Below are 15,382 nucleotides of genomic sequence, written 5' to 3' on the forward strand. Positions count from 1 at the left end.
AGAAGTTTTTATGCGTAAAACACTTACGGTTGTTGCCGTACTCGTCGTACTTGCTGTCATCGGCGCCGGCGCGGTTCATTTCTTTAACGCCAATCAGGCACAGGAGAAGAACAACCTGGGTGAGCCGGCACCAGAGTCCGGGGGAGTCGAGGCCCCCGCACAACCCGACTGGTGCCCGCGCGTAGAAGTTATCTCTGCTCCTGGCACGTGGGAATCCAAGGCCGATGATGATCCCATCAACCCGACCGCAAACCCCAATTCTTTCATGCTCTCCATCAGTAACCCGCTGAAGGAGGCTTATGTGCCGGAGGACGTAAAGGTCTGGACGCTGCCGTACACGGCGCAGTTCAAGAACATCAACGCCCAGCAGGAGATGAGCTACGACGAATCCCGTGATGAGGGAACCTCCCGCATGGAGGGCGAGCTCATCACGATGCATGAAACATGCCCGGCTACCAAGTTCATCATTGCGGGCTTCTCACAGGGAGCGGTGATTGCTGGCGACGTCGCTGACCGTATCGGTGGCGATAACGGTCCGATTCCGGCGGATGCTGTCTCCGGCGTTGCTCTGGTGGCTGATGGTCGCCGGCAGGACGGCGTGGGTCAGAACCCCGGCGTGAACGTGGCGGGCGTGGGCGCAGAAATTGCTCTGGAGCCGCTCAATTTTCTGATTCAGGGCATCGTTCCGGGTGCTACCATGCGCGGTCCGCGTGCAAATGGTTTCGGTTCTTTGGCGGACCGCACGTTCCAGATTTGTGCGCCGGATGACTCTATTTGCGATGCGCCACTCGACGGCCCGAACGGACTCGAGCGCGCCCGCGGCCTCATTGAAGCAAACGGCGTGCACGCGATGTATGCCACGAATCCGAACGTGATTCCGGGCACCACGGCGAACCAATGGGTTACCGATTGGGCGCGGGATATTATCGACCACACCTAAAAAATCCGCGTGATGTAACGTATGAGACCCCGGCTCTGATATTTTTAATGTCAAAAGTAAACAATCTAAACCCAAAAGGAGATTAGATGGACCTCAATGCGTTGATTGGCCAGTTCTTTGACGAGAAGGGGCAAATAGCTCTTCCGCCACACCTGACCTTGGCAGGACTCAGTGAGCATGTCTATGGAATGGAAAAGCAGGCTGGGGTTCCGGACCGCCCGGTCCTACGCCAGTGGGTTTACTCCGAAGATCCAAACGGCGTTCCACGCGACTTCACGCGTTCCCAGGTCAACACTCGCATCAAGGTCGTGGCTGCGCGCTTGCAACAAGTCGGCGCGATGGGGGACCGCGTGGCAATTCTCGCCGGCAATTCCCCGGAGTACATCTTCGGCTTCATGGGGGCGATGTATGCGGGTATGACTCCGCTGCCTTTGTATGACCCGAACGAGCCAGGTCATACTGATCATCTGCGAGCCGTATTCGGTGATTCGAATCCATCCATCGTGTTGACGAACAACGTCTCTGCTGCGGCCGTGCGCAAGTACTTTGCCGACCGTCCCTCTGCGGAGCGCCCGCGCGTTATCTCTATTGATTCGCTGCCGGACTCTTTGGCGGCGTCGTGGGTGAATCCGTTGGAGACGGAGGCTGGCCAGGCCGCTGCTGCGAACCTGCAGGGCGCACCTATCGATCAGCCGGCGTTCCTGCAATACACTTCTGGTTCCACGCGAACTCCGGCGGGCGTGTTGCTGACGAATCGCTCCATCATGACCAATGTTCTGCAGATTTTTGCCGCAGTGCAGCTCAAGCACCCATCGCGAATTGTTTCTTGGCTGCCGATGCACCACGACATGGGCATTATCCTGGCTTCCTTTGTCACTATCATGGGACTCAACTTCGAGATTATGACTCCGCGTGACTTCGTGCAGCAGCCGAAGCGCTGGGTACGCCAGATCAGCCGACAGCCGATGGATGAGAACTTCGCCGCCACTTACTCGGTGGTGCCGAACTTCGCGCTCGAGCTCGCGGCTCGCTACGGTGCGCCGGAGGCGGGCGAGGAACTTGATTTCTCCAATGTCGATGGAATCATCATCGGTTCCGAGCCAGTTACCGAAACCGCGGTGGAGAGCTTCTTGGAGGTATTTAGCACTCTCAATCTTAAGCGCGAGGTGTTGCGTCCGTCCTATGGCTTGGCAGAGGCGTCGCTCATGGTGTCTACCCCGCAGGTGGGCGAGCGCCCGTTGATTTCTCACTTCGATCGCGAGCAATTAGCTGCTGGCAAGGCGGTCATTTCAGAAAAGTCTGCGGACACTGTAGCTTTCGCGTCGAATGGTCAGACGGTTCCGGTCCAGTTCCTGACCATCGTGGACCCGGAGACACGGGCAGAGCTTGGCGACGCCCAGATCGGCGAGATCTGGCTGCATGGCGAAAACATGGCTGCGGGCTACTTGGGTCGCGAGGATGAGACCGCCTCCACTTTCCACAACACTTTGGGTGAGCGCCTCGCCGAGGGCTCCCGCGTGGAAGGGGCCCCGGATGACAACAATTGGATGGCCACGGGAGACCTCGCTACCATCGTGGATGGCCAGCTCTACATCACCGGCCGTCTCAAGGACCTCATTGTGGTGGCAGGTCGCAACCACTATCCACAGGATATCGAGGGCACCGTCCAAGAGGCGTCCGAGCACGTGCGCCCTGACTCTGTGGCTGCCTTCTCCGTGGAGGGCGACAACACCGAGCAGCTGGTGCTGCTCATCGAGCGCGCTGACAACGCCGACCCGTCTGGTGACGAAGCTGCAACTGAAGTTGTCCGTACCGCCGTCTCGAAGCACCATGGTCTGACTCCGGATATCATCCGTTGGTTCGGTGCGAACGAAATCAACCGCACCTCCTCGGGCAAGATTGCTCGCCGAGTGGCGAAAAAGCACTTCGAAGTCTAACTTCTTGAAGTCTAACTTTTTCAAGTCCCCCTTGTTCCCGCGTGCGCAAGCTCGGTGGGAGAAGGGGGACTTTGTGTCTCTTGGGCAGCTGCCTAGCGCAGGTGAGTTGTAAACGTGACGGAAGTTAACAAAATGAGACAATGAACCGATATATATTGCATGCGCCGATTTGTGCTGCGCAAAAACTTCCCAATTAAAGAAAGCTAAATTAGATGACTGTTGAAGAACTAAGGGGCTGGCTGCGCAACTGGGTCGCGCAAACGACCGGCTTGTCCACAGACGAGATCACGGATACCAAGCCTTTAGAAAACTTCGGCCTGTCCTCCCGCGATGCAGTTGTACTTTCCGGTGAACTGGAAAACTTGCTGGGTATGAAGCTCGAGCCTACTGTCGCTTACGAGTACCCCACCATTGCATTGCTGGCGGATCGTCTAGTCAACGGTGGTGGGGCAGCTTCGCTTAGCGACGCCTCCAGCTCCGCCACTCCCCGCAGCACCGGCATCATCGGTGGCGACATCGCAGTCATCGGTGAGGCTGGACGCTTTCCGGGCGCCGAGAATATTAAAGAGTTTTGGAACATGCTGGTGGAGGGCCGTTCGGGAACCGGCCCGCTGCCGATGGGCCGCTGGTCAGAGTATGCCTCGGAGCCGGTGGTGGCGGAGAAGATCGCTAACCAAAACACCGACGGCGGCTACATCGAAGACATCGCGGGCTTTGATGCTGAGTTTTTCGGTTTGTCTCCGCTAGAGGCTGCCAACATGGACCCGCAGCAGCGCATCCTCCTCGAGCTGGCATGGGAAGCACTCGAGGACGCAGGCCTGCCTGCCAACCAGCTGCGCGGCACCTCCACTGGCGTCTACATGGGCTCCACCAACAACGACTACGGCATGCTCATCGTCGCTGACCCAGCAGAGGCGCACCCGTACGCCATGACCGGCACCTCTTCCGCGGTGGTGGCCAACCGTATTTCTTATGCCCTGGACCTGCGCGGCCCGTCCATCAACGTCGATACCGCGTGCTCCTCCTCGCTGGTGGCCGTGAGCCAGGCCGTCAACGACCTGCGCACCGGCGCTTCCGACGTCGCCCTCGCCGGCGGCGTCAACATCTTGGCTGCACCGCACGCCTCGACCGGCTTTAGCGAGCTGGGGGTTATCTCACCGACCAGTGCTATCCACGCTTTCTCGGACGACGCTGACGGCATCGTGCGTTCTGATGCAGCGGGCGTCCTCGTGCTCAAGCGCCTTGCCGACGCCGAACGCGACGGCGACAACATTCTCGCCGTCATCAAAGGCACCGCGGTCAACTCTGACGGCCACTCCAACGGCCTGACCGCCCCGAACCCAGACGCGCAGGTCGACGTCCTCGAGCGCGCCTACGCCGACGCAGGCGTTGACCCGCAGCTCGTCGATTACGTCGAAGCCCACGGCACCGGCACCATCCTCGGCGACCCAATCGAGGCCACTGCCCTTGGCCGCGTGCTGGGTTCTGGCCGCACCATGGCTGCCCCGATGCTGCTGGGCTCCGCAAAGTCCAATATCGGCCACTCCGAGTCCGCAGCGGGCGTCGTGGGCATGATCAAGGTCATCGAGGCTATGCGCCACGGCGTCATCCCGCCGAGCATTAACTTCTCCGCGCCGAACCGCTACATCGACTTCGACAACGAGCACCTTGAGGTCGTCGAGGACCCACGCGAGTGGCCTGAATACTCCGGCCAGAAGGTCGCGGGCATCTCCGGCTTCGGCTTCGGTGGCACCAATGCGCACGTGGTCATGACCGATTACCGCGGCCTGCCAGCAGAGACCGCCCCACAGGTAAGCGTGGGCGACGATGCCCCAGTCTCCCTACCGATTTCCGGCCTGCTGCCTTCCCGCCGCGCCGCCGCGGCTGGCCAGCTCGCCGACTTCATCGAGCAGGAACACCCTGACCTCCTCTCCCTTGCGCGTACACTTGCGCGCCGCAACCACGGACGCTCCCGTGCGGTGGTGACGGGGACGAACGAGGAGGACGTCGTCAAGCGCTTGCGCCAAGTAGCCGAGGGCAAGGTCTCCATGGGCATCGCCTCCGCGGACTCGCCGTCCGTGCCGGGCCCTGTGTTCATGTACTCCGGCTTTGGCTCGCAGCACCGCAAGATGATCAAGGACGTGCTGGAGATTTCTCCTGCGTTCAAGGATCGCCTAAAGGAACTCGATCGCATCGTGCAGTTCGAGTCTGGCTGGTCCATCCTGGACATCGTTGCTGACGACGCTCAGACCTACGACACTGAGACCGCCCAGGTCGCGATTACCGCCATCCAGATTGCGCTGACGGACCTACTGGCTTCCTTCGGCGTGCGCCCGGCGGGAGTTATCGGCATGTCGATGGGCGAAATCGGTGCAGCTTACGCTTCGGGTGGTCTGTCGGCTGAAGACGCCATGCTCATCGCCGCACACCGTTCCCGCCTGATGGGCGAGGGCGAATCCTCCCTGACCGAGGAGCAGCAGGGCGCGATGGCCGTAGTGGAGCTGACCGCCGAGGAGATCGAGGCACTCGACGGCAACATCGAGCCCGCCGTCTATACCGGCCCCGGCATGACCACAGTGGGCGGCCCGCGCCCTGAGGTCCTCGCGCTGGTGGAAAAGCTCGACGCAGAGGGCAAGTTCGCTCGTGCACTCAACGTGAAGGGCGCAGGACATACCTCGGCTGTGGAGCCGATCCTGGGTGAGCTCTATGCAGATATCGCTGGCATCGAGCCGCGCCCGCTGCACACGACGCTCTACAGCTCCGTTGATCGCGGCGAGATCTACCGCCCGGGTGCGGTGGTCCATAATGAGGATTACTGGATCCGCATGACTCGCCAGCCGGTGCTGCTGCAGGACGCCACGGAAGCGGCGTTTGCCTCCGGTCACACGCAGATTGTGGAGATCTCCCCGAACCCGATTGCGCTAATGGGCCTGATGTCCACGGCTTTTGCGGTGGGCAAGTCCGATGCGCAGTTGCTGTTTAGCTTGAAGCGCAAGGTCGACCCCACGGAGTCTTTGCTGGATCTGTTGGCCAAGCTGTACGTGGCAGGTGCGCCGGTTGATTACGCTGCGGTCTTTGGTTCGGGCGCGCTTGTCGACGCCCCTCACACCCAGTTCAAGCGCCAGCGCTTCTGGACCAACGCTCGTCCGTCTTCGGGTATTTCTGGCCTGCCGGGCGCACGCGTGAATCTGCCGGAGGGCAAGGTGGCGTTCTCCACGAATGCTGACCAAGCGCCGTCTGCTCTGGCCATCTTGGAGGCCGCTGCGGAGGCAGTGAGCCCGGGTGCGCAGATTGTGGCTTCGGAGGAGCACGGGGACCTGCCGCCGCAGGGCGAGGTGTCCACGGTGGTTACGAAATCGCTGGGTGGACTGTCCATTGCGGTGTACTTCGTGAATGGTCCGTCGGCGCAGCTTATCGCGGAGGGGTTTGCATCGGCGCTGAGCTTGGGCGATTCCGGTATTCCGGGCGTGGCAGAGATTCCGGTGCCGGTTGAGGCTCCGGCTGCGTTCACTGAGGCCAACGACATCGCGGCCGTGCGCTGGGACCCAGCGACGGAGACCGTGGAGCAGCGCCTCTCGCTCATCGTCTCGGAGTCCATGGGCTACGACGTCTCTGACCTGCCGCGCGAGCTGCCGCTCATCGACTTGGGGTTGGATTCCCTGATGGGTATGCGCATCAAGAACCGCGTGGAGAATGACTTCCAGATTCCGCCGATGCAGGTGCAGGCGCTTCGCGACGCCTCCCTCGCCGACGTCATTACCATGGTCGAGGAGGCCGTCGCTGGCGGCTCTACCGAGCTGCCGGAGCCTTCTGTCGACGCAGCGGCTGACGTGCCAGCTGCCGCAGAGTCTGCGGATTCTGCAGGCGACGAGGCTGAAGGCGTGGGCGTCGCCCCTCGTGATGCCTCGGAGCGCATGGTCTTCGGCACCTGGGCCACCTTCACCGGCAAGGCCGCAGCGGGCGTGACGTCGCCGCTGCCGGAGATCGACGAGGCGACGGCCAAAGGCATTGCTGAGCGTCTCACCGAGCGCGCCGGGATTGAGGTCAGCGCCCAGCAGGTCCTCGAGTTCGATACTCTCGAACCACTTGCCGACCTCGTCCGCGAGGGCCTCGAAACCGAGGTCGAGGGCAACATCCGCGTGCTGCGCGAAGCCGACGGCCCCGCCGTGTTCATGTTCCACCCAGCCGGCGGCACCACCGTGGTCTACCAGCCGCTGACCCGCCGCCTGCCGGAAGACGTGGCGGTATACGGCGTCGAGAGGCTCGAGGGCTCCCTGGAGGAACGTGCGGAGGCTTATATCGAGGACGTCGTCAAGCATGCGCGTGGCCGTAAGATCGTGCTCGGCGGCTGGTCCTTCGGTGGCGCCCTGGCGTATGAGGTGGCTTATCAGCTCGCCCAGCGCAAGGCCCGCGGCGAGGAGAGCGTGGACGTGGCGTTCATTGCGCTTCTGGATACCACCCAGCCTTCCGACCCAGCACCAGACACCCTCGAAGAGACCAAAGCCCGCTGGGGTCGCTACGCAGCGTTTGCGAAGAAGACCTACGGCCTGGACTTCGAGCCGCCTTACGAGATGCTCGAGACCATGGGCGAGGATGCCCTGATGACGATGCTCGCCGAGTTCCTCTCCACCACCGACGCCTCCGAGCACGGACTGGCAGCGGGCGTGCTGGAGCACCAGCGTGCTTCCTTCGTGGACAATCAGATTCTGGGCAAGCTCGACATGCGCCGCTGGGCCGAGGTCGACGTCCCGGTCTTGTTGTTCCGCTCCGAGCGCATGCACGATGGCGCCATCGAGCTCGAGCCGCGTTATGCGGAGATTGATCCCGATGGCGGCTGGGGAGTTATCGTTAAAGATCTGGAAATTGTGCAACTGCAGGGTGATCATCTTGCGGTCCCTGATGAGCCGGCCATCGGTATCGTGGGCAAGCACATGAACGATTGGATCGAGGAGAAGATTCGGTAGTGACTACCACCGCTCATAAACTGGACGACCTGCGCCAGCGCCTTGAGCGCGCGCAGGACCCAGGCAGCGAGCGCTCCCGCAAGCGCCGCGACGACGCTGGCCGCTCAACCCCGCGCCAGCGCATCAACGCGCTGCTGGACGAGGGTTCCTTCGTGGAGACTGGCTTGCTGGCCAAGACCCCGGGTGACCCAGACGCGATTTACTCTGATGGCGTTGTGACCGGTTACGGCCGCGTCAATGGCCGCCCCGTGTGCATTTACGCGCATGACAAGACGGTCTATGGCGGTTCGGTGGGCGTTATCTTCGGCAAGAAGGTCACCGAGATCATGGACATGGCCATCAAGATTGGCTGCCCGGTAATCGGTATCCAGGATTCCGGCGGCGCCCGTATTCAAGACGCCGTGACCTCCCTGGCGATGTATTCAGAGATTGCCCGCCGCCAGCTGCCGCTTAGTGGTCGCAGCCCGCAGATTTCCATCATGATGGGTAAGTCTGCAGGTGGCGCGGTGTATGCGCCGGTGACAACTGACTTCGTCATCGCTGTCGACGGCGAGGCAGAGATGTACGTGACTGGCCCGAACGTCATCAAAGAGGTGACGGGCGAGGAAATCACGTCCCACGACCTTGGTTCGGCGCGCCAGCAGGAGCTCAACGGTAACGTGAGCGCGGTGGTTCCGTCGGAGGAGGACGCGTTCGATCTCGTGCGGGACCTGCTGGATCACCTGCCTTTGACCTGCTTTGACCCGGCACCGGAGTTCGATGCGCCTTCCGACGCCGAGGTGGTCGAGGACACCGAGCTCAACGAGTTCATGCCGGACGACACCAACGCGGGTTACGACATGTTGGAGCTTTTGGCGCAGCTTGGCGATGACGACGAGCTCATCGAGATCCAAGAGAACTACGCCCCCAACATGATTACGGCCTTCGGCCGTATCGACGGCAAGGCCGTGGGCTTTGTGGCGAATAATCCGATGCATTTGGCGGGCTGTATTGACGCCGATGCTGCGGATAAGGGCGCCCGCTTTATCCGTATTTGCGATGCTTACAGCATCCCGCTGGTGTTCGTGGTCGATACGCCGGGCTACCTGCCGGGCGTGGAACAGGAAAAGGCTGGTCTGATTCACCGTGGCGCGAAGTTCGCGTTTGCTGTGGTGGAGGCGACTGTGCCGAAGGTGTCGCTGATTGTGCGCAAGGCTTATGGCGGTGCGTACGCGGTGATGGGTTCGAAGAACCTGACCGGTGACATCAACCTGGCGTGGCCCACGGCGCAGATTGCCGTGATGGGCTCGGCGGCGGCTGTGGTGATGATTGCGGGCAAGCAGCTCGACGCCGCGGAGACGCCCGAGCAGCGTGCGATGACCAAGAAGATGTTCATGGACTTCTACGACGAGACCATGACCGCGCCGTATGTGGCTGCCGAGCGTGGCTACTTGGATGCGATGGTGGAGCCGAATCAGTCGCGCTTGGCGCTGCGCCAGGCGCTGCGTCAGCTAGCTGGTAAGACGCAGCATGACCTGCCGAAGAAGCACACCATCTCCCCGATGTAAGTCCCTAGGTTCAACAGCTATGGGCTGTTGGCGCGCGGGGTGTTAAAGCGGCGTCGTTGAGCAAGTGTGTAACGCCGAGCGGTGGGCTGCACGATATCTTTAAGTGAAAACATCCTCGGAAATAAGGAGTAGGAAAAATGCTGTCCAGCATTCTTGACCTCAGCGGCGACGTTATCAACCTCGTTATCATGCTGCTCAACCGCGTCGGCGTGACCATCTCTGGTTCGTCCCTGAGCTCGAAGTAGCGTTCGCGCGCACCCCTCTGCACGGCCTCTTCTGGCCGTGTAGAGGGGTGCTTCGTTTTACGCTCGGTTGGCGGTTTCTGGTGTACACGACGGCACTAGACGTATGCTAGGCGAACTCGGGGCGGATCGGAGTTTGCCGGGCGTTATTCTGTCCGTCGAAGAAGCTCAATCCATGGTTTCGTTCAAGATAAATAAAACAAATCGCGTGTAATGATGGACACTAGCTACGACGAGATGTAAGGTACATCACTGTCAAAGATGTTGTTAGAGAGATGGGGAGAATGCCTCATGGCGTTAGACTTGACAGCTCGTATTCAGCAGCGAAAACCTGATCCGCGCTGGAAACGCCCTCCGCGTTTTATTGCGGGGGCGAATGTATAAATTGTCAAGAATGTGTTAGACGTTGCCCAGTTGCTTTTGCGGCAATCGTGGTTCTTGATCATGGACCTGTGATAATCCCCGAACTCTGCTCAGGTTGTCCGCAGTGTGTGAAAGCTTGCCCGATGGATTGCATATATGAAGATTTGGAGGGTCAGCGCAACGGTACCCCTGAAGAGCTTTGGAAAAAGGTAGAGCAACGTGAAAACGAATTTTAGCCGGCTTCCAAGCCGAAAAGGCGTGCAAGCCGGCGCATCAGAGCCGAACTGTTTGGACGTTGAGTCGAAGTTTCATTCACTCTGGTCTGCTATGGAACGTCAAGTAGGGGAAGGAATCGAGGTTTCTCGCTGGATAGACAAATTGCTTTCGTTTGATGGACGTTTGACCGGAAGTGAGGCGTTGATCAGTCTTTCCCCGCGTGAGAAAGTCTTACGACGATTGCTTCGCGATTCTGATTGGAACCCTTGTGGTGAAAAAGACGATCAGGTCGCGCTACGAATCTCCCTTCTAGTGCATGGAAAGATCAAGCTAGAGGTTTTCCCAACTGAGGAGAAGGTAGATTGCCTCCGTGAGGATGAAATCGGTTATCGAACTGTATTTTGTCCTGACCTGTCCCAAGCGGTTGAACGTGAATTAGAGAGCTGTCAGAGCAGTTCGATTTCCATTAGTCGTCGCGTATCGCTTGTGATCAAGGAATATCATCAACGAGGAGAGCTCGCCCGAAGGGTTCGAAGTGTGAATCAAGCGCTCCGGGAAATTCCTCCGGTTTGTTGCTATTGGAATGGCGAAGCTGTTCAGGATTTCAGGGAGCCTAGGTCTCTGCCGAGCCAGCAAGACTGCTCAGCTCAAGTTTTAGACTTTACTGAAGAGGAGGTCCTAGGCCCGGTTACTGCACGAGTCCTGTATTTTTTCTGGGCCTGTGAGCTCTTGAAAGCTGGCGGTCCGAATTCGCTCGAAACTCTCAACGGTCAAGATCTTGGGAGTGTAACGAAGCGTCGGCTTCCGCAAGGTTTAGAAAATGAGAAGTGTCGACGGATCGAGGGCGTTACCCGTCGCAAGATTGTATCGGAAGTGGACATTACTAACTCTGCCGAGGGAGACACGAACCCCTCGAAGCTCTGCGAGGACCGAGAGTACACGCTCGCAGGTTTTGTCGAGCTGGCCTCTGAAACTATTGAACAGATAAAGTTTCAGACGCGAAGCGACGTTGTCATGACCAGGGGATTTCGGGAGATCGGGGCGCTAAGGAAGGCTCTTGATGAGGGGACGATTGAAGAGCTTTCCCGCTTTGACATGTACTCACATTACTGTTGGGTACTAGGCGGGGATCGGCATACTGAGGACGAGCTACACGCAATTTCGTCTCGAATGCGATACAACTCGTGGCATCTTCAGCCTTGGGGAAACACTTCGCCGGCGGAAATGTGTCCAATGAGGTATCACCCAGCTACTCTGCCAGATATTTCGTCTAACCTGGACTTTCACCATACTGGACACATTCGATACTCCGTAAGGCATGCGATTCAAGCCCCCTATTCTCTGAGCCATGGAGGAGAACAGCTTCTTGGTTTCGGTGATATTAGAGCAATGCGACAATCCGGAGAGCGCTATACCGATGAGGACCTCATGAATTGTGTCACGGCTTCGCGCCGAATGGGGGAATACCTCAGTGCACTGTTGGAACAATCATCTGTGACTGAGTTTTCGGCTGAAAGTTGTCGTTTTCCTGAATCCTTGGGCGATCGGATAGCAAATGGTTGTTGACGCACGTGTGACGCGGCTGGCTCGATATAGTTTTGTGTTTGACTATTTTCTGTCGCATCTCGGCTACTTCGCTGTGATGCCGATTCTGGCGCTCTGGCTTCCCGATAAGGTTTCTCCGTTCATCGCTGGTTGTGCGATGGCTGCCTTTGGCATTTCGGTAAGAGCATCAACCTTGGTGATGGGGAGACTCCTACGGTTGCTCCCCTTCGCTGCGGCCATGCAGATTGGTCTAGTTGCCGCGTCAGTTTCTTTCTTTGTTATCGGATTGCAGCCTAATGTGGCGATACTCGTCGTTGCCTTGCTCTTGGCTGGAGCAGGAATAAACATGAATGGATCGAGTATTCGGCACTACCTTGTTGAATCTGAAGCATCTGAGACGACTAAGTTAGAGATTTTTGGATCGATCAATATTGCGGTGAACGTCTCGGCAGCGGTCGGGCCAGTCATCGGCAATGTCTTGTTCTCATCGGCGTCGAATGTGATCTTTTTTTATACCGCTGCGTGTTACTTGGCCGCTGCAGTTGTACCGGCGTTGACGTTGTCATACAAGCTAAGACCTCGGAAAGCTGACGTCCGGGGTTCCTTTGCTCGTAGGGTAATTCAGCCCCTAGGCAAGGCACCTGTGCGTTGGGTTGTTCTCGGCGTGGTGGTTGGGTACATGCTTTATAGTCAGCTCTTTTCTTCCATAGCGGTAGCAGTCAGTGCGCATTACACGTCGCCGGTCATCCGAGGAGCGGTATTTGCGGTAAATGCCCTTTCGGTGGTACTGCTTCAGCCTCTGGGTACGCGATTGATTAAGAAAGCACGAGATAGCGGACTATCGAATCAGACGTTGGTGCTGGTTTCTCCTTTAGTTTTTGTAATTGCCCTGGTCGCGGTGAAAATTAATCCATTTCTTGGGATCATCATTTTTTCTTTCGCGGAGACTCTTTTTATTCCGCTAGTGGATGCAGCGCTTCTTTCGTTACCAATGACGGGTTCTTTAGAAGCGGTTCAGGCGCGACAGTTAGTGGTTGCCACTGGGGAAGGAATCGGTCTTGGGCTTGGTGTCATCGTTGCTCCTCAATGGATCGCGTTGTCTGCTGCCGTGCTTATTGTCTGCTGCTTTGTTGTGCGCTTAATGAGTGGAGAACATGACGCTAAACAATGCGACAAGGGTCCATCCTCGGCTAAGCATTGAGAGCGCGGCTATTGACACTGAAACTGACAAACCAACAAACAGATCAATGAAAAAGGCGATGAATATGAAATTGAACGAACGCTTTGCAGATGGTTCCGGCAGTTCTCCTCGAACGCTGACGCTAGTGATGTTTGGCTATAATCACGAGGCACTTTGCGCTCTTGCCGAGGCAGACACAGAATTCTGCGTCATCGTGGTGGAGGAGCGTTCACTGTATGAAAAGAAGGGACTCGAAAAGCGATCTGCTGATCCTCGAATTCGATCTGTTCTTTCGCGGTGGGAGTGGTGCGAGTATCAGAACAACTCTGATGCAGCTGTTGAATGCATCCGTGAGCTTTTAAAGGATACGCATATCGATGGCATCGTGCCGGGCTTGGAGTATGCCGTAGGTGCTGCCAATGCTGCAGCTCGCGCCGTCGGCCTGCCGCATGCAGGGGAAGATGCTCCCTTACGAGATAAAATTGCGTTCCGCCGCTGTGTGGGCGGAGTTCAATGGACTGAGGTTAAGAGCGAAAGCGACATCTTCGAGCCTCCCTGTGTGATTAAGCCAGCGAACCGTCAAGCCTCACTTGGTGTCTCAATCATTCGTTCATCAGAAGAAATTTCGTCGGCGTGGACTCATACGTCGACCGCACGCGAACCTCGCCAGGAAGCGGGCCGACCATGGGATACTCGCTACATTTGCGAGAGCTTGATAGAGGGAGATGAGACGTCGGCCGAATGCCTCGTAGTCGATGGTGATGTGGTGTTTCTGAACATTACGAGCAAAGAGACTAGCGGTGCCGTGGAATTAGGACACGAAGTAGGACAGCACAATCCTGGGGTGGAGGAGGCCATGCGGGACTTGGTGTCGAAATTGGGGGTGCAGACCGCTCTACTGCATGCCGAATTCAAGGGCACCACACCCATCGAATGCGCAGGCCGCCCACCAGGCGACCGAATCATGCTTCTCATTGGTCGGGCGTGGGGAGTAAATCTCTATGAGCAGTGGGCACGTGCTATGTGCCAATATGCGGTTTCAGTGCCACAACAACCTAGTTCTTCAGCAGCTATTCGCTTCATTCATGCGCCGCGGGGTTTGGTACGGGGCATTGAAGATCCAACGGGACATGGCGTTATCACAGTTGAACCGAATACCTGGGTCTCCGAACTAGCATGTTCGTGGGACAGAGTAGGTTTCGTGGAAGCTGATACGCATGCGGACGCAGTTCGCCGCGCATCGCAGGTTCGTTTCAAGATGGCCAACGATGTAGTTCTCTATCTCAACCACCGGAGGACTGCAGCGGAATGGACACCAGCGTTCGAAGCATCTGATGGTGCGGTGCTTCTCACTGACAAGGAAGTTCGACCTGCCGGCATCGTAGAGACAGTGCAGCTCGATACCAATGACCAAGATGCTGTCACTGCAACAGTGGATGAATTGTCATCCCGCTACGACATCCGTGGAGTTGTCACTTTCAGCGACCGTGATGTAGAGACGGTGTCCTTGCTTGCCGATAAACTCGGCCTTCCTGCACCATCGCAGGCCGCTGCTCTGAAGGCACGGAACAAATTTGAGATGCGAAAGGCCGTGCAAAGTATCGCACCGCATATGGTTCCTTCCTTTTCGTTTATTGAGCCGGGGGATAATGCACAATCGGTAATGGAGGGTGCAGGAATCACGGTCCCGTGTGTGGTTAAGCCAGTGGATGCTTCTGGATCTCGAGGGTTTTCCCTGTGCCATACGGCGGACGAAGTCTCGGCTGCGGTGTCCCGATGGGGCGGACCGATGGTAGTGGAGGAGTTACTGACCGGAAGTGAACACAGCGCTGAGGGATATGTGTACGAGGGGGACGTTCATCTCATAGGCGTGACAGATAAAACGACTACAGCTAAGTTTCGATTGGAAATTGGGCAGGTTTTTCCATCGGCCGTAGAGGGCATTCAGGATGCGGTGAAGCCGCTTCTACAAGCGACAATCAAAGCCCTCGGAATCAATAATTGTGCGTTCCATATGGAATTCTTCTTTGATGCTAGAACATCAACAGTTAAGTTGGTCGAGATTGCTGCTCGACCAGGTGGAGACTACATTGCCTCCCACTTGGTACCGCAGGTAACCGGTGTATCCTTCGCTCGTGATTTGGTACGCATTGCAACGGGGCAAAGACCTTCATTTGCAGTGCCCCGTGATGGCTATGTGGCGGCAACATTCAAGCTACATACTGATAAAGAGGGAGTACTTAAATCTATGGGTCAGCTTCCTACTGCTCCTATCGTCGTAGAATCCCAACAACACGTGCATGTCGGCGATGTGATTACGCAACCCCCTGCCGACACATTGAGTTCAATCCTTGCGGAAGTTGTAGTAGTCGCGGCGTCCCGGAGAGAGATTGAAGCTTTTGAATCGAGACTTCGGGAAGTGGAGGTCGTCGTTGAATAAGCAACGAA

The 15,382-nt window shown here is 57.8% G+C and carries 8 protein-coding genes; all 8 read left to right on the top strand.

What is annotated here, in order from left to right:
• The first annotated feature begins 10 nt into the window (after positions 1–10).
• The 8 genes from CHU71_RS01660 to CHU71_RS01695 all read left to right on the top strand — a co-directional run bounded on the left by CHU71_RS01660 (position 11) and on the right by CHU71_RS01695 (position 15,374).
• Positions 11–940 (top strand): cutinase family protein, encoded by a 930-nt coding sequence (locus CHU71_RS01660; protein ID WP_147759966.1) that lies wholly within the window; start codon positions 11–13, stop codon positions 938–940.
• A gap of 86 nt (positions 941–1,026) precedes the next feature.
• Positions 1,027–2,877, top strand: a complete 1,851-nt coding sequence (locus CHU71_RS01665) for a FadD32-like long-chain-fatty-acid--AMP ligase (protein ID WP_100619092.1) — start codon at positions 1,027–1,029, stop codon at positions 2,875–2,877.
• A 212-nt stretch (positions 2,878–3,089) separates the two neighbouring features.
• Entirely contained in the window at positions 3,090–7,841 is a 4,752-nt protein-coding gene (locus CHU71_RS01670) for a type I polyketide synthase (protein ID WP_147759967.1), read from the top strand.
• Entirely contained in the window at positions 7,841–9,388 is a 1,548-nt protein-coding gene (locus tag CHU71_RS01675; protein WP_147759968.1) for an acyl-CoA carboxylase subunit beta, read from the top strand. The genes CHU71_RS01670 and CHU71_RS01675 overlap by 1 nt, the downstream gene beginning before the upstream one ends.
• A gap of 583 nt (positions 9,389–9,971) precedes the next feature.
• Positions 9,972–10,229 carry a 4Fe-4S dicluster domain-containing protein gene (locus CHU71_RS13155; protein ID WP_147760110.1) on the top strand — a complete coding sequence of 86 codons (258 nt, stop codon included), beginning with the start codon at positions 9,972–9,974 and terminating at the stop codon, positions 10,227–10,229.
• Positions 10,230–10,320: 91 nt separating this feature from the next.
• A complete protein-coding gene (locus tag CHU71_RS01685; RefSeq protein ID WP_147759969.1) occupies positions 10,321–11,775 on the top strand; it encodes a hypothetical protein in 1,455 nt (484 codons plus the stop codon).
• Positions 11,765–12,955 carry an MFS transporter gene (locus tag CHU71_RS01690; RefSeq protein WP_046645885.1) on the top strand — a complete coding sequence of 397 codons (1,191 nt, stop codon included), beginning with the start codon at positions 11,765–11,767 and terminating at the stop codon, positions 12,953–12,955. Before CHU71_RS01685 ends, CHU71_RS01690 begins: the two co-directional genes overlap by 11 nt.
• Positions 12,956–13,019: 64 nt before the next feature.
• Positions 13,020–15,374 carry an ATP-grasp domain-containing protein gene (locus CHU71_RS01695; protein WP_166684103.1) on the top strand — a complete coding sequence of 785 codons (2,355 nt, stop codon included), beginning with the start codon at positions 13,020–13,022 and terminating at the stop codon, positions 15,372–15,374.
• The last annotated feature ends 8 nt before the right edge of the window (positions 15,375–15,382 follow it).

It is taken from the genome of Corynebacterium sp. LK14 (assembly GCF_008042215.1).
GTDB lineage: Bacteria > Actinomycetota > Actinomycetes > Mycobacteriales > Mycobacteriaceae > Corynebacterium > Corynebacterium striatum.

Bases quoted from the DNA above. Each gene is read 5' to 3' on its own strand.
- CHU71_RS01670 (WP_147759967.1), top strand. From the start codon at position 3,090: ATGACTGTTGAAGAACTAAGGGGCTGGCTGCGCAACTGGGTCGCGCAA.
- CHU71_RS01665 (WP_100619092.1), top strand. From the start codon at position 1,027: ATGGACCTCAATGCGTTGATTGGCCAGTTCTTTGACGAGAAGGGGCAA.
- CHU71_RS01685 (WP_147759969.1), top strand. From the start codon at position 10,321: ATGGAACGTCAAGTAGGGGAAGGAATCGAGGTTTCTCGCTGGATAGAC.
- CHU71_RS01660 (WP_147759966.1), top strand. From the start codon at position 11: ATGCGTAAAACACTTACGGTTGTTGCCGTACTCGTCGTACTTGCTGTC.
- CHU71_RS01695 (WP_166684103.1), top strand. From the start codon at position 13,020: ATGAAATTGAACGAACGCTTTGCAGATGGTTCCGGCAGTTCTCCTCGA.
- CHU71_RS01690 (WP_046645885.1), top strand. From the start codon at position 11,765: ATGGTTGTTGACGCACGTGTGACGCGGCTGGCTCGATATAGTTTTGTG.